The sequence below is a fragment of the Lysobacter sp. Hz25 genome (assembly GCF_046097045.1).
Classification (GTDB): domain Bacteria; phylum Pseudomonadota; class Gammaproteobacteria; order Xanthomonadales; family Xanthomonadaceae; genus Lysobacter; species Lysobacter antibioticus_B.
The window spans coordinates 953233-979018 of sequence record NZ_CP175666.1 but is presented as its reverse complement, the minus strand read 5'-3'; the positions used below and the strand labels follow the sequence as shown (position 1 = coordinate 979018).

At 67.6% G+C, this 25786-nt stretch carries 24 protein-coding genes and 2 pseudogenes; 7 read left to right on the top strand and 19 right to left on the bottom strand.

All coding sequences use genetic code 11. The features are described 5' to 3' along the window. Positions 1–97: 97 nt before the first annotated feature. Positions 98–1846, top strand: coding sequence for a hypothetical protein (locus ACKN61_RS04040; RefSeq protein ID WP_408952418.1), 1749 nt, complete (start codon positions 98–100; stop codon positions 1844–1846). Positions 1847–1945: 99 nt separating this feature from the next. On the opposite strand, the gene ACKN61_RS04035 is transcribed toward ACKN61_RS04040, so the two are convergent. The 5 genes and pseudogenes from ACKN61_RS04035 to ACKN61_RS04015 all read right to left on the bottom strand — a co-directional run bounded on the left by ACKN61_RS04035 (position 1946) and on the right by ACKN61_RS04015 (position 6880). Further along, positions 1946–3190 carry a D-alanyl-D-alanine carboxypeptidase family protein gene (locus ACKN61_RS04035; RefSeq protein ID WP_408952417.1) on the bottom strand — a complete coding sequence of 415 codons (1245 nt, stop codon included), beginning with the start codon at positions 3188–3190 and terminating at the stop codon, positions 1946–1948. Between the two features lie 189 nt (positions 3191–3379). Continuing rightward, complete coding sequence (locus ACKN61_RS04030) at positions 3380–3823, bottom strand: SPOR domain-containing protein (protein ID WP_408953752.1); 444 nt, start codon at positions 3821–3823, stop codon at positions 3380–3382. A 477-nt stretch (positions 3824–4300) separates the two neighbouring features. Beyond that, positions 4301–4966 (bottom strand): annotated as a pseudogene (locus tag ACKN61_RS04025) (septal ring lytic transglycosylase RlpA family protein); the annotation flags it as partial. 164 nt (positions 4967–5130) lie between these two features. Next, a pseudogene (gene mltB, locus ACKN61_RS04020) lies at positions 5131–6273 on the bottom strand (lytic murein transglycosylase B); the annotation flags it as partial. 175 nt (positions 6274–6448) lie between these two features. After that, entirely contained in the window at positions 6449–6880 is a 432-nt protein-coding gene (locus tag ACKN61_RS04015) for a hypothetical protein (RefSeq protein WP_408952416.1), read from the bottom strand. A gap of 3 nt (positions 6881–6883) precedes the next feature. On the opposite strand from ACKN61_RS04015, the gene ACKN61_RS04010 reads away from it, so the two are divergent. After that, a complete protein-coding gene (locus ACKN61_RS04010) occupies positions 6884–7123 on the top strand; it encodes a hypothetical protein (RefSeq protein ID WP_408952415.1) in 240 nt (79 codons plus the stop codon). Here the strand turns inward: ACKN61_RS04010 and ACKN61_RS04005 are convergent. Continuing rightward, positions 7110–7508, bottom strand: coding sequence for a type II toxin-antitoxin system PemK/MazF family toxin (locus tag ACKN61_RS04005; protein ID WP_408952414.1), 399 nt, complete (start codon positions 7506–7508; stop codon positions 7110–7112). The two genes, ACKN61_RS04010 and ACKN61_RS04005, sit on opposite strands and share 14 nt — an antisense overlap. Positions 7509–7601: 93 nt before the next feature. Then, positions 7602–8075: a hypothetical protein gene (locus tag ACKN61_RS04000; protein ID WP_408952413.1), complete on the bottom strand. Its 474-nt coding sequence runs from the start codon at positions 8073–8075 to the stop codon at positions 7602–7604. A 310-nt stretch (positions 8076–8385) separates the two neighbouring features. Between ACKN61_RS04000 and ACKN61_RS03995 the strand changes: the two genes are divergently transcribed. Continuing rightward, positions 8386–8886, top strand: coding sequence for a hypothetical protein (locus ACKN61_RS03995; RefSeq protein WP_408952412.1), 501 nt, complete (start codon positions 8386–8388; stop codon positions 8884–8886). A 75-nt stretch (positions 8887–8961) separates the two neighbouring features. On the opposite strand, the gene ACKN61_RS03990 is transcribed toward ACKN61_RS03995, so the two are convergent. The 6 genes from ACKN61_RS03990 to ACKN61_RS03965 form a co-directional block, all read right to left on the bottom strand. Then, positions 8962–9831 (bottom strand): hypothetical protein, encoded by an 870-nt coding sequence (locus ACKN61_RS03990; RefSeq protein WP_408952411.1) that lies wholly within the window; start codon positions 9829–9831, stop codon positions 8962–8964. A gap of 87 nt (positions 9832–9918) precedes the next feature. Then, entirely contained in the window at positions 9919–11034 is a 1116-nt protein-coding gene (rodA, locus tag ACKN61_RS03985) for a rod shape-determining protein RodA (protein WP_408952410.1), read from the bottom strand. Further along, positions 11031–13238, bottom strand: coding sequence for a penicillin-binding protein 2 (gene mrdA / locus ACKN61_RS03980; protein WP_408952409.1), 2208 nt, complete (start codon positions 13236–13238; stop codon positions 11031–11033). The genes rodA and mrdA overlap by 4 nt, the downstream gene beginning before the upstream one ends. A gap of 1 nt (position 13239) precedes the next feature. Beyond that, positions 13240–13725 (bottom strand): rod shape-determining protein MreD, encoded by a 486-nt coding sequence (mreD, locus tag ACKN61_RS03975; protein ID WP_031372077.1) that lies wholly within the window; start codon positions 13723–13725, stop codon positions 13240–13242. Further along, positions 13722–14858, bottom strand: a complete 1137-nt coding sequence (mreC, locus tag ACKN61_RS03970; RefSeq protein ID WP_408952408.1) for a rod shape-determining protein MreC — start codon at positions 14856–14858, stop codon at positions 13722–13724. Before mreC ends, mreD begins: the two co-directional genes overlap by 4 nt. 175 nt (positions 14859–15033) lie before the next feature. Continuing rightward, positions 15034–16080, bottom strand: coding sequence for a rod shape-determining protein (locus ACKN61_RS03965; protein ID WP_031372079.1), 1047 nt, complete (start codon positions 16078–16080; stop codon positions 15034–15036). 357 nt (positions 16081–16437) lie between these two features. Between ACKN61_RS03965 and ACKN61_RS03960 the strand changes: the two genes are divergently transcribed. Next, complete coding sequence (locus ACKN61_RS03960) at positions 16438–17370, top strand: carbohydrate kinase family protein (protein WP_031372080.1); 933 nt, start codon at positions 16438–16440, stop codon at positions 17368–17370. 665 nt (positions 17371–18035) lie between these two features. Here the strand turns inward: ACKN61_RS03960 and ACKN61_RS03955 are convergent. From ACKN61_RS03955 to ACKN61_RS03935, 5 genes are read right to left on the bottom strand one after another with little or no spacing between them, the layout of a single operon-like run. Continuing rightward, positions 18036–18767, bottom strand: coding sequence for a GH25 family lysozyme (locus ACKN61_RS03955; RefSeq protein ID WP_408952407.1), 732 nt, complete (start codon positions 18765–18767; stop codon positions 18036–18038). A gap of 26 nt (positions 18768–18793) precedes the next feature. Then, positions 18794–19525, bottom strand: a complete 732-nt coding sequence (locus ACKN61_RS03950; protein ID WP_223621716.1) for a hypothetical protein — start codon at positions 19523–19525, stop codon at positions 18794–18796. After that, entirely contained in the window at positions 19522–20499 is a 978-nt protein-coding gene (locus ACKN61_RS03945; protein ID WP_408952406.1) for an alpha/beta fold hydrolase, read from the bottom strand. Before ACKN61_RS03945 ends, ACKN61_RS03950 begins: the two co-directional genes overlap by 4 nt. A 10-nt stretch (positions 20500–20509) precedes the next feature. Next, on the bottom strand, positions 20510–22471 hold the full coding sequence (locus tag ACKN61_RS03940) for a M1 family metallopeptidase (protein ID WP_408952405.1): 1962 nt from the start codon (positions 22469–22471) through the stop codon (positions 20510–20512). Positions 22472–22506: 35 nt separating this feature from the next. Further along, a complete protein-coding gene (locus ACKN61_RS03935; protein WP_152566291.1) occupies positions 22507–22710 on the bottom strand; it encodes a hypothetical protein in 204 nt (67 codons plus the stop codon). On the opposite strand from ACKN61_RS03935, the gene ACKN61_RS03930 reads away from it, so the two are divergent. Further along, on the top strand, positions 22709–23449 hold the full coding sequence (locus tag ACKN61_RS03930; protein ID WP_408952404.1) for an SDR family NAD(P)-dependent oxidoreductase: 741 nt from the start codon (positions 22709–22711) through the stop codon (positions 23447–23449). The genes ACKN61_RS03935 and ACKN61_RS03930 overlap by 2 nt on opposite strands. Positions 23450–23882: 433 nt before the next feature. Here the strand turns inward: ACKN61_RS03930 and ubiE are convergent, their stop codons facing one another. Then, a complete protein-coding gene (gene ubiE, locus ACKN61_RS03925) occupies positions 23883–24644 on the bottom strand; it encodes a bifunctional demethylmenaquinone methyltransferase/2-methoxy-6-polyprenyl-1,4-benzoquinol methylase UbiE (RefSeq protein ID WP_057916687.1) in 762 nt (253 codons plus the stop codon). A gap of 110 nt (positions 24645–24754) precedes the next feature. Here ubiE and ACKN61_RS03920 point away from each other — a divergent pair, with 110 nt between their 5' ends. Then, entirely contained in the window at positions 24755–25222 is a 468-nt protein-coding gene (locus ACKN61_RS03920) for a GNAT family N-acetyltransferase (protein WP_408952403.1), read from the top strand. 90 nt (positions 25223–25312) lie between these two features. Next, positions 25313–25768: a nucleoside deaminase gene (locus ACKN61_RS03915; RefSeq protein WP_031372830.1), complete on the top strand. Its 456-nt coding sequence runs from the start codon at positions 25313–25315 to the stop codon at positions 25766–25768. The last annotated feature ends 18 nt before the right edge of the window (positions 25769–25786 follow it).

Below are 25786 nucleotides of genomic sequence, written 5' to 3'. Positions count from 1 at the left end.
GTGCCGCACCGGCATGGGCCGGTGCACGCGATCCCGTGTGGCGAGGGCCGGACGACTCGCCTCGCCGTCACCCGCTATGTTCGCAGGAAGATTGCTCATGAAGAACGTGTTCTTTGGCCTCGGTCTCGAGTACGAAAAAGGCATCCACGCCCGTGTCGCCTTGGGCCGCGACGGACGCATCATCGAAGTCCACGAATCGGCCGACGCCAGCGGCCTGAACTATTGCAGCGGCCGGCTCAGGCAGATGGCGATCGAATGGGACGACAGCGTGGCGTTCGGCGAAGGCGCCGAGCCGGGCATCGCCATCGAGGGCCGGGTCATGGTCGAGGTGCATCGCGCGGCCGGCGGCTCGGACCTGTATTGCCGCATCGGCGTATGGGACGAGGACGGCATCGTCTTCGGCGAGAGCGTCAAATACGCCAGCGGCGAAGCCCCCTGCGTGGCGATGAACCGGCAGGCCATCGTCGAGGTTCACGAATCGCCCTGGAACGCCAAGATCTGGTGCAACCTGGGCCGGCTGGACGAGGACACCGACTCGATCGTCTGGCTGGGCAATACCTACCTGGATGCCGGCATCCAGCCCGGCATCGCGATCAACGCCCAGAACGACGTGGTGATGGTGCGCGGCAACACGTCGGATTCCGATCTGCACTACCGCGTCGGCAAGCTCGGCCTCAACGGAATCAATTGGGGGCCACCGACTCTCTATGGCGCCGGCAGCCACGCCTCGGTCGCCCTGACCCCGGAAGGCGAGGTCATCGTCGTCTACGAAAATACCGACCAGAAGACCGTGCTGCAGCGGTTCGGCAGGATCCGCGGCAAGAGCATCGACTGGGCCGGCGAAGCGGTGTACTTCGACGACGGCGCCCGGCCCAGCGTCGCCTGCAACGGCGGCATGGCGATCCAGGCGCACCAATCGGAAAACTTCAATGCGTTGTGGGCGTCGACCTCGCGCGTCGCCGACCGCTCGCGCTGGATGCAGGACAATCTGCGCGTGCTCGGCGATCTGACCCTGCCGTGGCTGACCACCGGCGCCTCGCACGACGCCGGCATGTACCAGCACGGCCTGCTGATGTCGCTCGGCAAGACCCAGAACCTCGATCTGTACCAACAGCTCAGCAACGGCATCCGCTACTTCGACCTGCGGCCCAAGTGGGACGGCAGCGCGCTCTACGTCAGCCACGGACCGATCACCGGGCCGGCCTTGGCGGAAATCGTCGACGACGTCAGGCGCTTCATGAACGAAGGCAACCGCGAGCTGGTCATCCTGAAGTTCTCGCACTACGCCAAGTTCACCGACGGGATCTACGAGCAGCTCGTCGAGATGCTGCAGGACAAACTCGGCCGCTGGCTGTTCCAGAACCTCCCGCAGGGCGCACGCCTGTCGGATATCCCGCTGGGCGAGTACCTGCGCCATTCCGGCGTGGTCCTGGTCGTCTGCGACGAGGATTATCCCGTCGACATCCCCGCCGCCGGTATCTGGGTCTATCGCGATTCCGACTCGCCCACGGCCGAGCTCGGCGATCTGCGCGTGTACGACAAGTACTCGAACACGACGAGCTACGACACCATGAGCACCGACCAGATCGCCAAGTTCCAGGCCTACGACGGCACCTGCGTCGACCGGCCCGAACTGCCCTGCGATCAGTTCCTGTTGTCGTGGACGCTGACGCCGCCGACCGGCGTGTGGCTGCTGTCGAAGGACGCCAACCGCAACCTGGGCGCGGCGATGGCCGCCCTGCCCCGCGAGAACGCCAGCGGCCGGGTGATCAATCAGCTCTACGTCGATTACGCCGAGTATTCGCGCGCCACCGACGTGGCGATGTCGATGAACAGGATCCCATGATCGGCGCAAGCGCACGTCGCAGTATCAGGCCCAAAACGCGACGAGCCGGCAATGCCGGCTCGTCGTTTCAGCTCGTGCGGGATCGCTGGACGCGATCGGTCACTCCGACTCCCACCACATCCAGAATTCGTCCCACAGGCGCTTGAAGAAACCGCCTTCCTCGACCGCGGCGATGGCGACCAGCGGGCGCTGGGCGACGACCTTGCCGTCGAGCATGACCTTGACCGTGCCGAGGGCCTGGCCCTTCTTGATCGGCGCGACCAGAGTCTTGGGCACGTCGATGCTCGGCTTGAGTTGGGCGTACTTGCCGCGCGGCACGCTGACCAGCATCGGCTCGGCGACGCCGAACTGCACCTCGTCGGCCTGGCCCTTCCAGACCTTCTGCTTGGCGATCACCTTGCCGGTGTCGTAAAGCTTGTGGGTTTCGTAGAAACGGAAGCCCCAGTTGAGCAGCGCCTGGCTGTCGGTCGCGCGCTGGGCTTCGGAGGTCGAGCCCATCACCACCGAGATCAGGCGCTGGTCGCCGCGCTGGGCCGAGGCCATCAGGCAGTAACCGGCCTTGGAGTGGTGACCGGTCTTGATGCCGTCGACCGTGGAATCGCGCCACAGCAGCAGGTTGCGGTTGGGCTGGGTGATCGGCCCGACCTTGAGTTCCTTGATCTTGTTGTACGAATACTCGACCGGGAAATCGTGGATCAGGGCGCGGCCGAGCAAGGCCAGGTCGTGCGCGGTCGAGTAATGGTTCGGGTCCGACAGGCCGTGCGGATTGACGAAATGCGAGCCCTTCAGGCCGATGCGCGCGGCGTACTGGTTCATCAGCGCGGCGAAGGCGTCTTCGCTGCCGGCGACGTGTTCGGCCAGGGCGATCGCGGCGTCGTTGCCGGACTGCACCACCATGCCCTTTTCCATGTCGACCAGCGCCGCGGTCTTGTTGACCTCGAAGCCGGAGTAGCTGCCGTCGGTGGCCGCGCCGCCCTTGCGCCAGGCGTTCTCGGTCATCATCACCTGGTCGGTGTCCTTGACCTTGCCGCCGGCCATTTCGGCGGCGATCACATAACTGGTCATGACCTTGGTGATGCTGGCCGGCTCGACCCGCACGTCGGCGTCCTTGCTGGCCAGGATGTTGCCGCTGGCGGCATCCATCAGCACCCAGGCGGTGCCCTGGATCGCCGGCGGCGGCGGCACCGGCAAGGCGTCGCTGGCCGGTCGCGCGGCAGCCGGCGCGGCGGTCGCGGCGGCGGGCGTCTGCGCCCAGGCCGAGGCGGCGCCGACGGCGGTGGTGACCAGGAAGGCCGAAGTCAGCGCGGCGAAGGCGGCAGCGCGCGGGGTGAAGCGGACTTTCATCGTTGAACTACTCCGGGAGCCGGCGCTGCGCCGGCCAAGGTGTTGGGTGGTATCCGGCGCGGCCGTCCTGGCGCCCGCCGCTGAAATGGACGGAACCGGGCGATCCTTCCGGTTCCGCGAAACCGTGCATCCTGCCTCAGATGCGCGGTCGCTGCAGCCGCCGGCGGCGCCGGGGGCGGCATGAATCGATCAATCGCGCACTCGCTGCGGCTGTCCGAACCCCAGACCGACGATACGCGCCGCAAGTTCCGGCGCGGCCGAGGCCTGCAGCGGGCCGACCCGCAAACGCCAGACTTTCTGGCCGTTGGAGGCGTTGCCGTCGAGCAGGCGGGCGGCGCCGATGCCGGCCCCGCGCAGCATCGACAGGGCGCGGTCGGCATTGCTGCGGGCCGAGAAACTGGCGACTTGCAGGGTCACGTCGCTGCCGCTGGGGGCGGCGTTGCCTTCGACCGCGGCGGCGACCACGGCCGCGGCCTTGGACGGGCTCGGCGGCGGCGGCGCGGCGGCGGGCGCCGGCAAAGTGGCCGCGGACGCGGCGGCGACGGCGGTCGCGGGCGGCAGCTTGCCGGCCTTCTTGGCCGCCTTCTGCGCGGCGGCCAGGGCACGGGCCTGCTCTTTCTGCTGCTTGGCCATGGCCCGTTGCTCGGCCCGGGTCAGCGGCTTCGGCGGGGCGATCTCGGCGCCCTTGCCGGTGGCGACACGGACCTGGCGCGACTTCATCCAGGTGTCGAACTCGTCGGCCGTCATCGACTTGCCGTTCTGCATCATGTCGAAGCGGTAGTCGTTGCCCGGCAGCAGCTTGCCGCCTGAAGCGGTGGACGGCTTGGCCGCGGCGACCGTGGTCGCCGGCTTGGCTGCGACAGCCGATGCAGCGGGCTTGCCGGTCGCGACCGTGGTCTTGACCGCGGCGCTGGCGGGCGCGCTGGCGAGCGTGGCCGGCTTGCCGGTGGCGATGCGCACGCCCGGCGGCAGTTCGCCGGCATTGGCGCTGGCGATCGGCATCGCCGAAACCAGCCGGTCGATCGCCGACGGCGAGCTCGGCTTGGCCACGGCCGGCGGCGGGTTGTTGGCGGCGCTGGCGTAGACCGGCGGGGCGGCATCGCCCGGGTGCAGCGCGCGCACCTCGACCCGGCCGGTGCCGCGCTGGGTGATGCCGAGCTTGACCGCGGCGGCGTAGCTGAGGTCGATCACGCGGCCGTCGTGGAATGGGCCGCGGTCGTTGACGCGCACGGTCACCGACTTGCCGTTGTCGAGGTTGGTGACGCGGGCGAAGCTCGGCAGCGGCAGCGACTTGTGCGCGGCGGTGAAGGCGTACATGTCGTACACCTCCAGGTTGGAGGTGCGCCGGCCGTGGAATTTCTGGCCGTAGTAGGACGCGGTGCCGCGCTCGAGATAATCCTCGTGCGAATCGAGCACCTTGTAGCTCTTGCCGAGCACCTTGTACGGCGAACGGTTGCCGAACTGCGAGCGCGCCTCGGCCACGACTTCGGGTTCGGGAATCGCGTCGACGTCGGGGATATAGGTCGGCGTGGTGTCGGACACGCCCGGCGCGTACAGGCCGCCGGCCTTGTAGTTGCCGCGCTTGCTCAGGTCTTCCTGGGCCGGCGCGTACGGCGACTTCTTGCGCCCGCCGTGCGACTGCGCCGACGGCAGGCCGCTGGCGTGGACGCGATCGCGCTCCGGCAGGGCCAGGGCCTCGGAGGATCCTTTCTTCGGTGCGCTGGCACAAGCGGCCAGGGCCAGCGGCAGGACGGCGGCGGCCAGCCGCCCGATCATCGCGATCGGCGGCCGCTTCGTGCCCGACCCGCTCATGCCCCGCCTGTCCATGCATGCACCGCCTTGGCTGCGGGGGCGTTGGCTGCGGGGGCCTTGCCGGCAGCGGCGTTGCCTGCCGGAGCGGCGGGCTGGGCCAGCGCGGCGGGCGGAGTGGCGATATCGGTGGCCAAGGGATTCTCCCGTCCGGCGATCGCCTCGGCCAGCTGGTACACCGCCATCGCGTAGTGCTTGGAGATGTTGTAGCGGGTGATCGCGTAGAAGTTGCGGAAACCGAGCCAATATTCGGGACCGTTGACGCCGTCGAGGTTCAGCAGCGTCGCGGTCTCGGTCGGCGCCACCGTGCCCAGCGGACGATAGCCGCGCGCGGCCAGGTCGCTGAGCGAATACACCGGGTCCATGCTGTCGGGTACGAAGTCCTGCGCGGTGGCATCGCGGTTGGCGCGCACCGTCACCGGCCCGCCGCGCACCCAGCCGCCCTTCTTGACGAAGTAGTTGGCGACCGAGAAGAACACGTCGTCCAGGTCGGTGAACAGATTGCGCTTGCCGTCGGCGTTGCCGTCGACCGCGAACTCGCGGTAGCTCGACGGCATGAACTGGCCCCAGCCCATCGCCCCGGCGTAGCTGCCGATCAGGGTGGTGATGTCGATCTGCTCTTCCTTGCCGAGCGCGAACAACTGCGCCAGCTCGCCGCGGAAGAAGGCCTCGCGGCGGTTCTCGCGGTCGGCCTTGGCCGGGTCGCCGCTGCGCGGATAGGCGAACGCTAGGGTGTAGAGCGCATCGACCACCGAGTACTTGCCGGTGTTTTTGCCGAAGCTGGTTTCCACGCCGATGATCGAGACGATGATCTCGGCCGGCACGCCGGTCGCGGCCTCGACCCGCGCCAGCTGGGCGCGGTGCTCGGCCAGGAAGGCCTGGCCGCCGTCGATGCGGGCCTGGGTGATGAAGATCGGGCGGTAGTCCCGCCACGGCTTGGCCTCGGCCGGGCGCGACATCGCCGCGACGATGCCCTCGCGGATCTGCGCCTTGGCCAACACCGATTCGATGTAGACCGGATCGACGCCGTAGCGGCTGGCGGTATCGCGCACGAACTCAGCGCGCGCCTGCGCCAGCGGCATCGGCTTGACCGGGTCGGGCAGCGCCGGCGTGCCGACGACGGGCGTCGGCGCGGCGACCGGGGCCGGCGGTTTCGGGGCCGGGGCGGCCGCGAGGGCAGAAGACGGGATCGGCGGCGTCTGCGTGGCGCAGGCAGCCAGGGCGATCATGAGTGCGCAAAACAAGGCGCGACGGGCAGTTTGGCGTCGGGTCATCGCGGCGAGGTTAGCACGCGAAAGCGGGGCAAAAAACCTTGGGTTTGCGGGACTTAACCGATTTTATTCATGTCAGGTTGTCGAATCGGAAGCGGGCCGCGCGAGGCGACGGCGCCGTCCGCATCGTCGTGCTCAACATGAATAGCGCTCGTCGAGACTGTCGTCTCGGCGCGGCTCATCCGAGCAGGGCGTTGCCGATGGTGAGGTGCAAGGCCGGTTGCGGCTCGCGCGGCAGGCCGAGTTCCTCGCGCAGGTCGAGTAGCGCGGGACAGCGCACCTCGCACCAGACATAGCCCTGGGTCTCGTGTGCATCGGGGTCGTAGTCGAACGCTACCGTCGCTCCGTCCAGGCGCTTCCAGGCCGCCGGCTGCGGCGGCGTCTCGCCGCGGATCACCGAGACATGCGTCCCCCACAACGGCGCCTGCAGACTGCGCGTGCGGCGATGGCCGATCCAGAACTGCTGACGCAGGTAGCGGCCGAGCTCGGGGTCGCCGTCGACGATCAGCCACCACAAGGTGCTGCCGCCGTCGCGGCGGATGTGGCCGCCGCGCCCCAACGGCGGGCTGTAGCGCAGGGTGCCGGTGGAGGGAAGCCAGATGGACGACATGCGATGGTCTGCGAAAACGGGCATCAAAAACGATACCCGGATCTGCGCACGGTGATGCGCGCACTCAAAACGTCCGATGCGATCGAAGCCGTGCGCGACCCGGGCCAGAACGCCGAGCGTACGCGCGTTGCTGGCGGAACCCACGGCCGCGACGACCGCCGGCGCTTGAGTGCAGTACGCGGCAGATCGCTCAGGCTCGTACCCACAGCGGACACGATCGCCGCCGGCATCAACCCCGATTGAAGAACGACGCCTGCAGGAAGCGCATCCCCGCCAGCACCTGGGCCACGCGCTCCTCGGACAACGCCCCGATCCGCTCGCCCAATCGCGTCTTGTAGATCGACGACACCTGCGAAACGATCACCACGCTCTGCTTGAGCAGGCCGCCCTCGCCGGGTTCGAGCAATACGTTGCCGGGCTCGCTGATACGCCCGATGTTGGAGCTGAGCGCGCACACGACCACGGTGCTGATGCGCGAGTGGTTGAACAGATCGTCCTGCACCACCACGTGCGGATGCGCGACGCCGGGCACCGAACCTCTCGACGGGTCCGGCGGCACCCAGAACAGATCGCCGCGGCTCACGGTTCCGCGGAAAACGCTGCGGTGGGCCTCTTCTTCTCTATCCATCGGATGCATCGCTCGGCATGTCTGCGGTTCGCTTCGATCGCTAACGGGTCGGACTGGGAAGCAGCGAAGCCGGACTCCGCCCGATCAGGCAGATCACCTGGACTGCCTGACGAAACGCCTGCCAAGAGTGCCCGTGCAAATCGAGGATACGACGAAAAGCCAGAACGCTAGCTTTCCGTTGCTCACGCGCGCTTGATGGGCCGCTTTCGGCAGCACGATCGCTTGCTCATTGACGGTGAGGGCCCAGACCCCGGAGGGATCGGCCGGCGAAAAACCGACCGTTGCCGTATTGCCTGGTTTGAGCAGGCTGCGCGCAAGCGCCGCCTTCGGCAGGATGCTCGTGTAGTCGAATTCGCGCCCGGCGACGAAGAACTCGATGCTGTTGCGATGCACCTCCGTACTGGAGATCACGCCCGTCAGATACTCGAAATGAGTCGGCATCGGCTCCAGCGATGCTCGCCAGCCCCACAGCGCGGCCAGCGATACCGCGGCGCTCAGCGCAACGTGATACCAGGCAGTCCGCTCCGCCTTGCTACGAAATGCCGCTTTGTCAGTCCTGATGATCATCGAACTTGCCGCCCCAACGAGCCCGGCAGTTTAGCGGCTTCGCTACCGAAGTTCGTCCAAGCGGGATGGCAGCCATCGCCCCTGCCAATCGCCAAACGCCCGCTGCGCTGGCGCCCTGCCCCCCGCATCCGCCATCGCTCCACGGATCTTCGTTGAAGATCCGGACAGCGCAGGACGCGATCTCATCGAGATTGGCGGGCCAGCTATTTCAGCGACCGAAACTGGCCTAGACTTTGAATCGACAGCGACGTCGTTCAGCTGCCGCGTGTTCGAGCCAAGACCTGCCGCTACCCACCGAGGAAGCAAGCGCATGATTGATGGCAACCGCCTCGTCGATCTTCTCGGACACTCCTCGGCCCAGGCCAGCCTGGCCCGGTACCTCACCGATGCCGGCATGATCGAGCGGCCGCAAGGCCCGGACCTCGTCCAGTACCTCGACTTCGACGACCTCGGCCTCGCGCTGATCTTCACCGTGGCGAGCGTCTACCGGGAAGAGATCGGAGAGCCGCGCGACGACGGCCACTGGATCCTCAGCGGCATCCATTTCTACAACCGCCACCAGAACGGCCAGAACGACAAGTTCGCCGGCGTGCTGCCGTACGAGTTGAGCTTCGAATTCAACCGGGTCCGGACCGCGGCCGCCCTGGGCACGCCGATCGTCGACGAGGAAGACGACGGCTACGTCATGAACACCTTCCGGGCCGATAACGAGATCGTCGTCACCACCTCGACCGCCGTCGACCACGGCGAGGCGCTTTGGTTCAAAGTCGAGAAGATCGACAAATTCCACAAGGAACGGGGCGACGTCTGATCGTTCTTCCGGGGACACGACTGCAGCGGCGGCAGCGTTGCCGGCGAGAACGCTGGTCCGCTCGGCGGTCTGGGCTTATCGCCCGAACTCCGAATCCAGAATCGGTTCCACCGCGAGCACATGCCAAGCCCCGAACACCACCAAGACGCGGTCGTGCTCGCGCATCGCCCGTTCGATGGAAGCGACCAGGCGACGATCCCTCACGGCATTGGTACTGCGCGCCAATTCGCTGAGCCGACCGTTGTCATGAATCGGGCTGGCCAGGTTCGGGTTCCAGCCCTTGCTCGTCAAAGGCTGGCCGACCAGGCGTCGATATTCGCGCAGGAAGCTTGACCATCGGTCCGCGCCCTCGCGCTTCGGCAGACCGTTTGCAACCAGATAATCGGTATAGAAGGCCGTGTATTGGGCCTCGACCGACTGGAGGTCCGGATTGCGCCGGTTTCCCATCAGGCGCTGCGCCACCATGAATACGAGAATTTCTTCGGCACTGTGGTGGGCCAGCAACGCCGCGATCTCTTCCCTTACCGACGCATCGCCGCTGCGGATCGGGACACCGCGCCGGTGCGCCAGATAGGCGATGAAGCCGAGATCGGCGCCACGCGCTATCGCCGCATCCTTCGACATGGTCTTGAGGTCGTCCGGGATTTGGCTTTCGTGCAGCACCAGCTGCGGGCGGACACGCTCGAACACGGCTTCGATGTCGCCGTACATTGGCGAATGCGGATTACTGAGGTGCCTGGTACCAAGCACTACGAGGTGCTTGGCGCCGACCCTGCGCTCCCACACGTAGGGTCGCGTCGCCGACTTTCCGCCCCCCGGCAGTTTCAGGTAGCTACGCGCCGCGGCGCGCCTTCCGCTTTCGTCGGCGAGCGCCTGCGGCAAGGCCGCAATGGCGAGCAATAGAAGTACCAAGGGTACGGAAGGAATGATCGCGAATCCTTTCATGCCGCCTCCTGCGAGAAAGAAATGCTCAGCCCAGCTCAGAACCGTTCCGCTACGTGCGCAATCAGACGCCGGCGCGCCCCGTCGAAATCAACGCCCGCCGTGCACCGGCCGGTGCGCCCGCACCGCCATCACCACGCCGAGACCCGCCAGTAACGACACAGCCGAGGTGCCGCCGTAACTGAGCAGCGGCATCGGCACGCCGACCACCGGCAGCAAGCCGGAGATCATGCCGCCGTTGACGATGACGTAGACGAAGAAGGCCAGGCCCAAGGCGCCTGCGATCAATCGCGAGTAGCCGTCGCGGGCGTCGGCGGCGATCCACAGGCAGCGGCCGACCACGAACAGGTACAAGGCCAACACCACGATCACGCCGGCCCAGCCGAACTCTTCGCTGAGCACGGCGAAAATGAAGTCGGTGGTGTGTTCGGGCAGGTAGTTGAGGTGCGACTGCGAGCCTTGCAGCCAGCCCTTGCCGGTCATGCCGCCGGCGCCGATCGCGATCTTCGACTGGATGATGTTCCAGCCGGTGCCGAGCGGGTCGGTTTCGGGGTTGAGGAAGGTCAGGATGCGGTCTTTCTGGTACGGACGCAGCAGCCAGAACCAGGCCACCGGCGCGGTCGCGGCGACGGCGCCGAACGCGGCGCCGAACCACCACCACGGCAGGCCGGCCAGGTACAGGGCGAAGGCGCCGCTGATGCCGACCAGCATCGCGGTACCGAAGTCGGGCTGAAGCAGGATCAAGGCGGTCGGTGCGCCGATCAACACCGCGGCGATCAGCACGGTCTTGAGCTTAGGCGGCAAGGCCTCGCGATTGAGGTACCACGCGACCATCATCGGCAGGCTCAACTTGAGCAGCTCGGCCGGCTGGAAATAAAACACCTTCAGGTCGATCCAGTGCCGGCCGTGTTTGCCGGTGCCGACGATGAGCACCAGCAGCAAGGGAATCATCGACAGCGCGTAGACCAACGGGGTCCAGTTGCGCAGCTGCGACGGGGGCATGCGCGACAGCCCCCACATCGCCAACAGGCCGACGCCGAAGCGCGAACCCTGCGCGATCACCATGCGCATGGAGTGTTCGCCGGCGCTGTACAACACCGCCAGGCCGATCGCCATCAGCGCCAGCAAGGCGGCCAACATCATCAGGTCGAGGGTGCGGGTGAAGCGCTGCAGCAGATCCCACAGGTAGCGCAGGATCACTTTCATCGGCGCGGCTCCGCCGCCGGCGCGGCCTCTGGTGCGACGGGCTCGTCCTCGGGTTCGCCGGAGGCGTCGTCGGCGGCATCGCTCGGCACGGCATCGGCCGGCGCTTCGGCGCCCGGCAATTGCGGGCGCAGCAGCGGCCGGCGCTCGAGCGCCTGCGGCGCGCGGCCCGGTTGTGCGGCGACCACGGCGTTCGCCGCGGCCACGCTTTCGGCCCAGGCGCCGTTGACGGCGACCGGCACGATCCTGGGTTCGCTCTGCGCGGGCGCAGCCTCGTCGGCCTTGTCGGCATCGGCCGCGGCCAGCTTCGGCACCGCCGGCGCCTCGTTCTTGCCCGGCAGGGGCTCAGGCATCTTGCCGAGCAACCACGCGTCGAAGATCTTGCGCGCGATCGGCGCCGCGGTGCTGCCGCCGTAACCGCCGTGCTCGACCACCACCGCGACCGCGATGGTCGGGTTCTCGGCCGGCGCATAGCCGACGAACAGGGCCTGATGGCGCAGGTGCAGCGGCAGCGAATGCGGATTCATGCTGACGTTGCCCTTGCGGCTGATCTTCTGCGCGGTACCGGTCTTGCCGGCCATGCGGTAGGGCGCGCCGCGCGCCATCACCTTCGCCGTGCCGCGCCCGCCGTGGATGGTCGAGACCATGCCCTCCTGCACCGCACGCAGGTGCTCGGGGTTGTCGGTGATCAAGGTCGGCGCGGCGACTTGCTTGGGCAGCCACGGCGCTTCGTAGCCTGTGCGGCTTTCGCGCACCAGGTGCAGTTGCTGCAGGTGGCCGCCGTTGGCGATCGCGGCGGTGCCGCGCGCGAGTTGCAGCGCCGTCACCACCCAATAGCCCTGGCCGATGCCGGCGATGACGGTTTCGCCCGGGTACCAGCCTTCCTTGCTGCGCTTGGCCTTCCATTGCGGCGACGGCAGGATGCCGATGTTCTCGCCGGCCAGGTCGATGCCGGTCTTCTGGCCGAAGCCGTAACGAGTCATGTACTGATCGAAACGGGCGATGCCCATCTCCAGCGCGAGCTTGTAGTAGTAGGTGTTGACCGACTGGGCGATGGACTCGCGCAGATCGACCCAGCCGTGGCCGCCGCCGTGCGAATCGCGATAGCCGCGCTTCTGCCCGGGGATGTGGAACTCGCCGGTCGACAGAGTGCGGTCTTCGGCGCGGCGCAGGCCGCTGTCGAGGCCGGCCAGGGCGACGAAGGGCTTCATGGTCGAACCCGGCGGGCCGCCGCCGAGCACGTTGCGGTTGAACTGCGGCCGCGACGGGTTGCCCGACAACGCCTTATAGTCGGCCGAGGAAATGCCGTTGACGAACAGATTGGTGTCGTAACTCGGCAGGCTGACCATCGCCAGCACCTCGCCGGTGCGCGGATCGACCGCGACCGCCGAACCGTCCATGTCGCCGAACGCGGTGATCATGGCCTGCTGCAGGTCCATGTCGATGCTCAGGCGCAGGTCGGCGCCGGGCTTGGCCGGGACGTAGCCGACCTGGCGGATCGGCCGGCCGTCGACGTTGGTCTCGATCTGCTCGTAGCCGATCTGGCCGCGCAACTGCTCGTCGTAGAAACGCTCCAGGCCGGTCTTGCCGGTGTGGGTCAGCACGCCGGCGTTCTGGCCCATCGCCTCCTCGTCCTTGGTGTCGATGCGCCCGACGTAACCGATCACGTGCGCGAACAGCGAACCGTAGGGATAACGGCGGTTGAGGTAGGACACCAGCTCGACGCCGGGGAAGCGCCAGCGGTCGACCGCGAACGCGGCGACCTCTTCGTCGCTGACCCGCATCTTCAGCACGATAGGCTTGAAGCCGCGGGTGGCCTTGCGCTCGCTCTCGAAGCGGGCGATCTCTTCGGGGGTCAGCGCAACGACCTGGGCCAGTTGCGGCAGCCAGTCCTTGCTGTCGCCGGCTTCGCTGGGGGTGACCTCGATGCGGAACGCCGGCACGTTGTCGGCGAGGATGCGGCCTTGGCGGTCGTAGATCAGCCCGCGCCCCGGCACCACCGGCCGCAACTTGACCCGGTTGGCCTCCGAACGCATGGCGTAGTCGTCGTGCTGCCAGACCTGCAGGCGGAAGTACCAGAACCCCAGGCCGATCACCCCGAGCAGGACGAAGGCGAAAGCGATCGCGGCGCGGGCGCGGAACTGCTCCGCCTCGGCCGCGGCGTTCTTGAGGACGCGTTTCTTGATCGGGCTGCGGCGCGGGCCCATCTCAGCGCCTCCGCCAGCTGCCCAGACGCAGCGCGTCGAGCAACAGGAAAATCAGCGGCCACAGCAGCATGCCGGCCAGCGGCGACAGCCAGAACGTCGACGGCAACGCCGGCTCGCGCAGGACCACATGGATCGCCGAGGTGACGATGCGGTCGTTGAGCATCAGGCCGCCGACCGCGAGCGCTTGCTGCGATAGCGGGAAGAACCGCAGACGGGCGCGGAAGCGCTGCAGGATGAAGGCCATGACCACCAGGCGCAGGGCCTGTTCGCCGAGCAGGCCGTCCGAGACCAGGTCGCCGGCCAGGCCGACCAGGAAGGCGAAGCCCAGGCCGACCCGGTCTGGGTCTTCGATCACCCAATAAGCCAGGACCAGGCCGAGCCAGTACGGCCGCAACGGCAGCAGGAACTGCGGCAACGGCAGCAGGCTCAAGGTCAGCGCCGCGATCAGGCTGACCGGCAACACCCAATGGTGGCGGGCGCGGGTCATCGATCGTCTCCGACGGCAGGCGCGGACGGGGCGGTGGACGTGGGCGCGGCCGGGATGCGATCGCGTGCGACGGGCGCCTGGGCCGGCGCTCGGGCAGCCGAGGCGGCAGGCGTCGTCGGGCTGGCGGTGTGGCCGGCGCCATTGCCGCCAGCGCGGGCGTTTGCGGCGGCCGGCGCGGCCGCCGTGTTCGGCCTCGCCGCAGCGCCGCTGGCGGTCGCAGGCGCGGTAGCGGCGGCAGGACCCGGCGCTAACGCCGGTTGCGTGTCGAATTGCGTGGTATCGGCCGGCGGCGGCGGCAACGACAGCAGCACCAGCACTTCGCGGCCGCGATCGAGCTGGGCGGCCGGGCGCACCTCGCCGACCAGGAAGGCGCGGCTGTCGTCCGGACGCAGCGCAGTGATGGTGCCGACCGGGAAGCCCGACGGGAAACGCCCGCCCAGGCCCGAAGTCACCAGCACGTCGCCGACCCGGACGTCGCTCGACAGCGGCACGCTGCGCAGGGTCAGGCTGTCGCTGCGGCCTTCGCCGTAAACGACCAGACGCACGCCGTTGCGCGCCACCGCGACCGGCACCGCATGCGAGGCGTCGGTGATCAGCAGCACGCTGGCGTGCAACGGGGTAATGCCGGTGATCTGACCGAGCAGGCCGCCGGCGTCGATCACGCTCTGGCCGACCCGGACCCGCTCGCGGCTGCCGGCGTCGAGCACCAGCCGCTGCCGGGTGGGATCGAGGTCGATATCGAGAATCGGCGCCAGGACCACGTCCAGGTTGCCGCGCTCGGCCGCTTCGAGCAGGCCGCGCAAGCGCTGGTTGTCGGCGGCGACCGATTGCAACCGTGCCATGCGCGCCTGGTTGACCAGGGCTTCGTTGCGCAGGCGGCGGTTTTCGTCGGTGAGCTGGCTCATGGTGCCGGCGTCGTCGCTGACGCGCTCGACCAGGCGCCCGGGCCATCCGGCGACCGCCCACAGCGGCGCGACGAACAGCGCGGTCTGCTTGCGGGCCTGGTTGAGCCAACCGCCGCGGTGATCGAGCACGATCAGCACGACCGCCAGAGCCAGGTACGCCAACAGGCGCAGCGTGTCGGCGACTTCGCCGCTACGGGCTGCGGTGGGTGGACCGGCGTAAGGGGGCATTAGAGCCGGAAATGGGCAATGGAGAGTGGGGGATCGGAAAAGCGCGACGCGGCGACCGTCGGGCGCCGCGCACGAAACCTTACTTCAGTTTGCGGACCGCGTGGGCGAGAGGGAAACCGGGACGACGACGAAACGGCTTTCGACGATTCCCGAATCCCCATTGCCGACTCCCGTCTTACTCAGGCGCGAAGAACTCGTTGCCGTGCATGTCGACCAGCTCCAGGGCGCGGCCGCCGCCACGGGCGACGCAGGTCAGCGGATCGTCGGCGACCTGCACGTGCAGGCCGGTTTCCTCGCTGATCAGGCGGTCCAGGTCGCGCAGCAGCGCGCCGCCGCCGGTCAGGACGATGCCGCGCTCGGCGACGTCGGCGCACAGTTCCGGCGGGGTCTGCTCCAGCGCCAGGCGGATCGCCGAAACGATGCCGGCCAGCGGCTCGCGCAGCGCTTCCAGCACTTCGTTGGAGTTGATCTTGATCATCTTCGGCACGCCTTCGGCGAGGTTGCGGCCGGAGACTTCGATGGTGGTGGCGCGTTCCTGCGGGTAGGCGCAGCCGATCTCGAGCTTGATGCGCTCGGCGGTGGCTTCGCCGATCAGGGTGCCGTAGGTGCGGCGCACGTAGTTGATGATCGCCTCGTCGAAACGGTCGCCGCCGATCCGGACCGAAGCCGAGTAGACGATGCCGTTGAGCGCGATCACCGCCACTTCGGTGGTGCCGCCGCCCACGTCGACCACCATCGAGCCGCGCGCCTCGGTTACCGGCATGCCGGCGCCGATCGCCGCGGCCATCGGTTCCTCGATCAGGTAGACCTCGCGGGCGCCGGCCTCTTCGGCCGATTCCTTGATCGCGCGGCGCTCGACCTGGGTCGAGCCGCAGGGCACGCAGACCAGCACGCGCGGGCTCGGGCGCAGGAAGCGCGATTTGTGCACCTTGCGGATGAAATGCTTGAGCATTTCCTCGGTGTAGGTGAAGTCGGCGATGACGCCGTCCTTCATCGGCCGGATCGTGGTGATGTGCCCCGGGGTGCGGCCGAGCATCTGCTTGGCCTCGCCGCCGACCGCCGCCACCGTCCGGTTTCCGCCGATCAGCCGGTCCTGGCGCACTGCGACCACGGACGGCTCGTTCAGGACAATCCCTTGCCCGCGCACATAAATAAGTGTGTTGGCCGTGCCCAGGTCGATGGACAGGTCATTGGAGAACATGCCGCGAAACTTCTTGAACATCGGGGGATTGGGCCGTCAAAAGTAGGGGCGGAGTGGGGGCGTTAGCCTAGCAACCGCCCCCCCTGCGAGCAAGGAAAATCAACGGTTTCGAGCGAACTGGGCCGTTCAGGAGCGGCGGTGGATACCCTGGGGATAACCCTGGGTCGGGGTGCCGGCGGACCCTGCCGGCCACCCCGGACCGACCCGGTCGAGGCCCGATCCGTGCCCCGCCCGACCCCGGACCCGGGTCACCGATTGGGTGGGTCGCAAGCCCCGCAAAGCACATTAGGAACTGGCCGCGCGAGGCCTCAGCCGCTACCCTACGCCGCCGGCCGGTGATGGACCGCCGCGCTTTTCTATTTCTTATTTGGGGTGAACATGTCTGCGCTGATCTGCGGCTCACTGGCTTACGACACCATCATGGTGTTTCCGGACCAGTTCAAGAACCACATCCTGCCGGACAAGGTGCACATCTTGAATGTGTCGTTCCTGGTGCCGCGCATGCGCCGCGAGTTCGGCGGTTGCGCCGGCAACATCGCCTACAACCTCAAGCTGCTCGGCGGCGATCCGATTCCGATGGCCACGGTGGGCCAGGACTTCGGTCCGTATCGCGAATGGTTCGTCGATCAGAAGATCCGCCTCGACCACGTCAAGGAAATCCCGGAGCTGTTCACGCCGCAGGCGTTCATCACCACCGATCACGACAACAACCAGATCACCGCCTTCCACCCCGGCGCGATGATGCGTTCCTACGAGAACCACGTGCGCGACGTGAAGGATGTGAGCTTCGGCATCGTCAGCCCCGACGGCCGCGAAGGCATGTTGCAGAACGCGACCGAGTTCGCCGAAGCCAACATCCCCTTCATCTTCGATCCCGGCCAGGCGATGCCGTTGTTCAACGGCGAAGAGCTGCGTCACTTCATCGAGCAGGCCGACTACGTCACCGTCAACGACTACGAGTCCAACCTGTTGCAGGAACGCACCGGCTGGAGCGAAAAAGACATCGTTTCGCGGGTCAAGGCCTACATCACCACGCGCGGCCCGCACGGCTCGCAGATCCACACGCCGGAGAAGAGCTACGACGTCCCGCCGGCGCACGAGCGCCGCGTGACCGATCCGACCGGCTGCGGCGACGCGTTCCGCGCCGGCCTGATCTTCGGCATCGAGAAGGGCTACGACTGGCTGACCATCGGCCGCATGAGCAACCTGATGGGCGCGCTGAAGGTCGAGCACCCCGGCACCCAGAACCAGCGCTTCGACTACGAAGAATTCGCCGAACAGTTCCGCCAGCAGTTCGGTTACGCGCTGTAAGGCCGGGAATCGGGAATTGGGAATCGGGAATCGGGAATCGGGAATCGGGAATCGGGAATCGAAATTATTCGAAACCGCCAGCCGAAACCGCACCAGCCCCTGCCGCATGCGACAAACGAAAAATCCCGGCCTCGGCCGGGATTTTTCGTTTACGCCCACTCCCTCGCTTGTGTAGGAGCGACGTAAGTCGCGACCATCCGATCGCCATACACCTTCAGGAGTAGGAGCGGCGCAAGCCGCGACCGCGAAAGCACGCCAACGACGCCACCGCGATGTCGCAGTCGCGACTTACGTCGCTCCTACAGGGGATAGCGACGCAGACTCAGACATGGCCATGCCCTCCCACGCTCTTGTAGGAGCGACGTAAGTCGCGACCCAAGATCGCCGCACACCCCAAAGGGTAGGAGCGGCGCAAGCCGCGACCGCGAAAGCACGCCAACGACGCCACCGCGATGTCGCAGTCGCGACTTACGTCGCTCCTACAGGGGATAGCGACGCAGACTCAGACATGGCCATGCCCTCCCACGCTCTTGTAGGAGCGACGTAAGTCGCGACCCAAGATCGCCGCACACCCCACCAGGACAGGAGCGGCGCAAGCCGCGACACGCTACCGCAGCAACGACGCCATTGCGATGTCGCGGTCGCGACTTGCGTCGCTCCTACCCTCAAGGCGACGGCGCGATGGGCTCGCCGCGCCAACGCTCGAACGCGGCCGCACCGCCGGCGTACACGTTCAGATCCACCGGCCCGACGATGCCGTCGACACGGGCGCGGTTGTGGTACTGCCACAGCGCCCAGGCCGCGCGCGTATCCGGCGTACGCACGATCGAACGCCGCCACAGCGCGCGAGCCGGCAGCGATTCGCGATAGGCATCGAAGAATTCCGGGGTGACGTACAGCAGCGCCGGTTTCGCATAGGCGCTTTCGACCGCAGCGAGGAAGGCGTCGAGCTCGACCCGCATCGCCGCGCCATCCGGCCGCGCGCCACAGTTGCCGCCGAATTCCAGATCGACCGCGGGCGGCAGGGCGTCCGCCTCGACCGGCACCGCCGCGATGAAGTTGCGCGCCTGCTCGGCGCCGCTGCGGCAGAAGGTGAAGAAATGATAGGCACCGGTCGCGATGCCCGCCGCCCGCGCGCCACGCCAATTCTCGGCGAACAAGCGGTCGCGATGGTCGCCGCCTTCGCTGGCCTTGAGATAGGCGAAAGCGACATCGTCGCGCGCCACCGCCGCCCAATCGATCGCGCCCTGATGATGCGATACATCGATGCCGCGCAGGGGATAACGCTCGCGATCGGGCTGCCAATGCAGGAAGCCCCACCATGCCAGCGCGGCTGTGGCAGCGGCGATCAATGCCAGAGCCAACACCCAGCCGAGCAGTTTCTTCAGACGCGTCATGCGGGCGATTGCGATGGGACCACCGATTACTTCCAGCCCGGCAACTTGTCCTGCTTCAATCCGCCCACGTCGAAGCTCGCCGTGCGGGTGCCGCCAGCCTTGACCGGGAATTCGATGGTCAGCTCCTTCGCCTGACCGACGCCGCGCCAGAGGGCGCGCTCGTCTTCGACGAACATGGCGATGGCTTCGTCGGTCTTGGGCCGGCTGCCGGCCATGACCTTGGTCTTGCCGTCGAAGCCGATCTTGAGCTTGCAGCCGCCATAGCAGTTGAAGTCGCCGACCTGCAGGACGAGGTAGCTGCTGCGGCCCCAGTCGGGGTGGTCGCGGAAGATCAGCTGCACCGGGCGCGGCGTCTTGCCGTCGGTCTCGACATTGGCGCGGGCGTAGATCGAGGCCGACAATTGCGTACCGGCCTTGCCCTTCGCGGTCTTCACCGGCGTACTCATGTACGACCACAGCGATTCGACGCGGCGCTGCTCGCGCACTTCCTTGGCCTTGGCCTGCGCTTCTTCGTACAGGGGACGCACGCGGTCGGCGGTCGGCGTGCCCGGGTATTTCGAGGTCACGATCTCGCCGTGGGCCGCGGCCATTTCCCAGTTCTTCTGTCCGTAGGCGCTGTCGAATTCCTTGGCGGCGGTGGCGGCGGCCTGTTCCTGCTGCGCGGCCTTGGCGGCTTCGGCGATCTTCGGGTCGGGCTGTTTGCAGGCGGCCAGCGCGATCGCGGCGGCGAGCAGGATGGTGGCGTTGCGCAGTGTCATCGCGGCGTTCCCTTGGCTATCAGTTGATCCACGGCCTCGGCGACGGCGTCGGGCTGCTCCATCACCGACATGTGGCCGCAACCGTCCAGCAGTACCCGCTGCGCTTGCGGCAGACGCACCGCGAACAGCTCCAGGGCGCTGGCATCGATGACCGCGTCCTGGCGGCACCATAGCAGCAGCGCGGGCTGGCCGATGCGCTCGGCCTCGTCGCCGGGCAGAAAGCGCTCGTCGCCACGGCCTATCTTGTCGAGCACGGATTGCTCGAACCCCGCCTCGCGCTTGCGCCGCTCGATGTAGATGCCGTCGGCCGGCCACGGAATGACCGGCTTGGCGCGTTCGTCGTAGAACAGGATGTCGAGGTAGTGCTTGAGGCTGGCGGCATCGCTGACCGCGAACGGGTTCTTGCCCTCGAGTACTTCGCGGCCGAACACGTTGTCCTTGAAGCGCACGCCGGCCGAGTTGAACAGGGCCACGCGATCGACGTCGCGGGGGTGGCGCGCGGCGGTCAATGCGGCAATGCCGCCGCCCATCGAATGGCCGAGCAGCACGACCGGGCTGCCGGGCTTGCGCGCGACCTGCTCGATGAAGCGGGCGACGCGGTCGTTCTGGGCGACGAAACCGTAATCGGCGCCGCGCTTGCGCTCGCTCTCGCCCCAGCCCGGCAGATCCGGGACGAACACGCGATAACGGCCGCGCAGCCGCTGCGCCAGCAGGTACCAGTTTTCCTTGCCGCCGGTGAAGCCGTGCACCATGACCACGGTCGGCGCGTTCGCCGGCGCTTCGTCGTTGTAGGCGTAGACCCAGCGGTGATCGTCGACCTGCGCGGCATTGCGGCCCAGCCCGGCGACGAGGCGCTGGCGCGCGTAATCGCCGAGCACTACGCGGTAGGGCTCGCGCCACAACCACAGCAGCAGCCCGCACGACAAGACGGCCGCCACCAGGGCGACCGTCTTGAGCAGGCGACGCAGGGTCATGCGCTCGCGCTTACTTGGCCGCGGCCTGCGGCGCGGACTTGGCCTTGGCGATCACCGCCTCGACCGAAGCGGTCGTGATCGGGTGATAGCCGGGCTTGGCCTTGGCGAAAGTGTCCTCGGCCAGCTTCAGGCCTTCCGGCGTTTTCACCAGTTCGCCGTAGGTCGGCATGATCAGCTTGCGACGGCCGATCTTCTGCAGGAACGCGGCGATGGCTTGGTCGGCCTGGCGATAGCCGCTGCGCACCGTCAACGGATACCAGCGCTGGGCGATTTCGCCGTTCGGCGTGCCGGTGAAGTGATAGGCGGCATCGAGCGCGCTGAGCTGCTCAACCTTGAGCGTTTCCGGCATGCCCTCGATGAAGTGCACCCATTCCTGCGTGCTCCACTTCGCGGTCAGGGCCTTGTCCGGCAGCGTGCCGGCTTCGGTCCAGGCCTTGCGCGCGGCATCGACCGCGTCGAAGCGCGGCGACTGCGTGGCCGGCGCCGACTTCGGGATGCCCGGGCCGTAGATCCATTCCTCCAGCTCGGCCTCGCTGACCTTGCCCGGATGCTTGGCGAGCAGGTTGGCCTTGGCGTATTCGACGAACTTGGTGGTCGGGATGCTCTGGAACGCGAAGTGGTCGAAGTAGCTGCGCAGGAAGGGATCGAACACCTCGCGGCCGTAACGCTGTTCGAGGAACTGCAGGAACCAGGCGCCCTTGGTGTAGACGGTGGCGCTGCTGGCCTCGTCCGGGTCCTTCAGCGTGCCCGGCTTCAGCGCCAGCGCCTGCAGCTTGGGATCGATGGTCTTGAACTCGGCGGCGAGTTCGTTGCGGCCGATCACGTTCTCCATGTCGGAACGCTCCTTGCCGTACAGCGCCTCGACGATGCGGTTTTCGACGTAGCTGGTGAAGCCTTCGTTGAGCCAGCCGTCCTTGCTGCTGGAGAAGGTCACCAGGTTGCCGGACCAGCTGTGCGCGAGCTCGTGCGCGACCAGCGACACCAGCGACTTGTCGCCGACGATCACGGTCGGGGTGGCGAAGGTCAGGCGCGGATTTTCCATGCCGCCGTACGGGAAGGACGGCGGCAGCACCAGGATGTCGTAGCGCTCCCAACGGTAGGGGCCGTACAACTGCTCGGTGGTCTCCATCATCTTTTCGGTGTCGGCGAATTCGGTCGCGGCCTTCTTCACCATCGAAGGCTCGGCCCACACGCCGGCGCGGTTGGAGATCGGCTGGAACACCAGGTCGCCGGCCGCGATCGCGAGCAGGTACGACGGAATCTTCTGCGGCATCTTGAAGCTGTAGTCGCCGTCGCGCGCCGCCTTGGGATCGTTGTCGGCGCTCATCAGCACCATCGCGTCCTTCGGCCCGGTGACGTGGGCGGTGTAGGTGAAGCGCACGCTCGGCGTGTCCTGCAGCGGCACCCACGAACGTGCGTGGATCTGCTGCGACTGGCTGAACATGAAGGGCGTCTTCTTGCCCTCGGTCATCGACGGCTCCAGCCACTGCAGGCCCGAGGCGTTCGGCGAGGTGACGTAGCTGACGCGCACGCGCTTGCTGCGCTCCGGCACCTCGATGGTGAGCTTGCTGCCGAGGGTCTTGTCGGCATCGGCCAGGGCGAACTGGAGGTCGACCCACTTGCCGTCGGCGCGCTCGCCGACGACCTTTTCGATCTTCAGGTCGCGGCTGTCGAGGACGAGCTGGTTGGCCTTGGGATCGGTCCAGTCGAGGGTGTAGGTGGCACTGCCGGTGAGGGTTCTGCTGGCGAAGTCGACCGCGAGCTGCAAGGCCAGATCGTCGATGCGGACCAGGTCGGGCTGGGCGTAGGAATGCTCGTCGCGGTCGGCCGCGGCAGCGGTGTCGTTCACTTTGGCCTCCGGCGTCGCCGCGGGCGGGGTGGAGTCGGCGGCGGGACTCGCGGCATCGCGCGAGCAGCCGGCGGCGGCGGTCAGGGCCGCGGCAAGGCAAACGGTCAGGATCGAAGAACGCATGAAAGGTCCACGGACGACGGGTCGAGCGCCCGAGTTTAGCGCCTCGCCCGCGGCCCGGCATGGTGCAGCGCGTCGCCGCGCTTGGCGGTTGGCGGTGCCGCGACCGGCCGCAGCGGCGCAACGCTGCTTTCCGCGACCGGGCGCACGCAACGATGCTTCCCATCGCCGCCGTAGGCGCGCGCGGGGCCGCCTGCCACGATCGGCGCCATTCCCTCCCCTTCTTCAAGGAACACCGACATGACGCTTCTCGCAGGCAAAGTAGCCCTGGTCACCGGCGGCAGCCGCGGCATCGGCGCAGCGATCGCGCGCCGCCTGGCCGCCGACGGCGCCGACGTGGTGCTGACCTATGCGCGCGCCGCCGAGCAGGCCCAGACGGTCGTCGCCGAGATCCAGGCCGGCGGCCGCCGCGCCCTGGCCATCGCCGCCGACAGCGCCGACCCGCAGGCGGTGACCGCCGCGGTCGAGCGCACGGTCGCCGAGTTCGGCCGTCTCGACATCGTCGTCAACAACGCCGGCGTGTTCGCCTACGGCCCGTTCGAGGACGAGAGCGCCGAATCCTACGAGCGGGTCATGGCGATCCACGTGCGTGCGCCGTTCGTGGCCGCGCAGGCCGCCTCCAAACACCTGCCGCGCGGCGGCCGCATCATCACCATCGGCAGTTGCCTGGGCGAACGGGTCGGCGCGCCGAACATGACCCTGTACTCGATGAGCAAGGCCGCGGTGATCGGCTTGAGCAAGGGCCTGGCGCAGGACCTCGGCGCGCGCGGCATCACCGTCAACGTGGTCCAGCCGGGCCCGGTCGACACCGACATGAACCCGGCCGACGGCGAAGGCGCCGACGCGCAGCGCGCCGGCCTGCCGCTCGGCGAATACGGCCGCCCCGAAGACGTCGCCGCGACCGTCGCCCACCTGGCCGGCCCGGGCGGCAACTTCATCACCGGCACGGCGATTTCGGTGGATGGCGGGTTTTCGGCTTGAGGTTGGTGCGATAGGCCGAGATGGGTGGAGATTTCCGTCCATCGGCTCATCGCATCGACAGTGTTAAGAGATGTCATCTCCGCGAAGGCGGGGATCCAGAGACTTCAGAGTGATGCCTCGATAAAGCCCTGGGTTCCCGCCTTCGCGGGAACGACGGCAGGTTGGAAACACGACCACTCTACGAGCCGTCATCCCCGCCCTGGCGGGGATCCAGAGACTTCAGAGTGACGCCTCGATAGAGCCCTCGGTCCCCGCCTGCGCGGGGACGACGGCAAGTGGGTTGCGCTGTGTCGGCCGTCATCCCCGCGTAGGCCGGGATCCAGAGACCTCAGCGCCATCCGACAACAAAACCGCGAAAGCGGAAGCGCCAATAAAAACGCCGGGAGTTTCGTCCCGGCGTTTTTCGTTACTCACGCTGCGCCGAGCGCTCGCCTCAAACCTTGTAACCGGTATGGATGGCGCAGATGCCGGCGCTGAGGTTCTTGTAGTCGACGCGGGCGAAGCCGGCCTCGACCATCATCTGCTTGAGCTCGTCCTGCGGCGGGTGCTTGCGGATGCTCTCGGCCAGATAGCGGTAGCTCTCGCTGTCGTTGGCGAACAGCTTGCCGAGTTTCGGCAGCACGTTGAACGAATGGAAGTCGTAGATCGGCTTGAACCAGTCGGCCTTCACTTCCGAAAACTCGAGCACGCGCGCCTGGCCGCCGACCTTGAGCACGCGCAGCATCTCGCGCAATGCGGCGTCCTTGTCGGTCACGTTGCGCAGGCCGAAGGCGATGGTGACCAGGTCGAAGCTCGCATCCGGGAACGGCAGCGACTCGGCATTGCACTGCACGTACTCGAAACCGGAGATGCGGCCCTGGTCGGTCATGCGGTCGCGGCCGACCCGCAGCATCTCGCGGTTGATGTCGCCGAGCACGATGGTGCCGCTGTCGCCGACGCGGTCGCGCAGCAACGCGGCGATGTCGCCGGTGCCGCCGGCCAGGTCGAGCACGCGGTCGCCGCGGCGGACCTGCGCGGTCGCGGTGAAATAGCGCTTCCAGACCCGATGGATGCCCAGGCTCATCAGGTCGTTCATCAGGTCGTAGCTGCCGGCGACCGAGGAAAACACCTCGCCGACCAGCTTGCGCTTCTCGCCCTTGGGGACGTCGCGGAAACCGAAGTGAGTGGTGTCGGGCTTGGGGGTCTGTTCGCTCATGCCGGGATTATCGCATGCCGTCCGGGGCTGGGTTCCGCCCCGGTCCTCACGACCGGGCGCCGCAGGGCCCGGCCATCCCGCGCCGCGCCACGCTCTGCCAGAATCCGGCCATGAACACCCTGAGCTGGCAGGCCAAACCCTTCCGTGAACTGAGCGCCGACGAGCTCTACGAGCTGCTGCGCCTGCGCTCGGAGGTATTCGTGGTCGAGCAGAACTGCGTCTATCTCGATCCCGACGGCAAGGATCGGGACCCGGACGCAATCCACCTGCTCGGCCGCTCGGCCGACGGCACGCTCGCCGCCTATCTGCGCATTCTGCCGGCCGGGCTGAGCTATCCGCAGGTCAGCTTCGGCCGCGTTCTCACCGCACCCGCGCACCGCGGCCAGGGCCATGGCGGGCCGATGATCGAGGCCGCGCTGATCGAAATCCAGCGGCGCTGGCCCGGCGCCGACGTACAGATCGGTGCGCAGGCTCATCTGCAGGGCTATTACGGCCGCTACGGATTCGAGCCCTCGTCCGAGCCCTATGTCGAAGACGGCATCCCGCACATCGATCTGCTGCGGCGCGGGCGGGGCTGAGCGCTCTGCGCGCAGGGCGAATCGACGGCAGCGGGCTCGACCGCGCCGCGCCGCCGCGCCAGACTGGGCGCCATCGAACCGGAGCCTTTCATGATCGCCACGCCCGACTACCGCGCCCTGCTCAAGACCGCCGTCGCCGAAGCCCGCCAGGGCCTGGCCGAAGGCGGCATCCCGATCGGCGCGGCGCTGTACCACAACGACGGCCGCCTGCTCGGCTGCGGCCACAACCGTCGCATCCAGGAAAACGACCCTTCCGTGCACGGCGAGACCGACGCCTTTCGCAAGGCCGGCCGCCAACGCCGTTACCGCGACACCATCATGGTCACCACCCTGGCGCCGTGCTGGTACTGCAGCGGCCTGGTGCGCCAGTTCAACATCGGCACCGTCGTGGTCGGCGAGTCGGTGAACTTCAGCGGCGGCGTCGATTGGCTGCGCGAGAACGGCGTCAACGTGATCGACCTGGCCGACCCGGAATGCATCGAGATGCTCGGCGGCTACATCGCCGCAAACCCGGACGTGTGGAACGAAGACATCGGCGAGGACTGAGTCGCGCGCAGCGTGTGC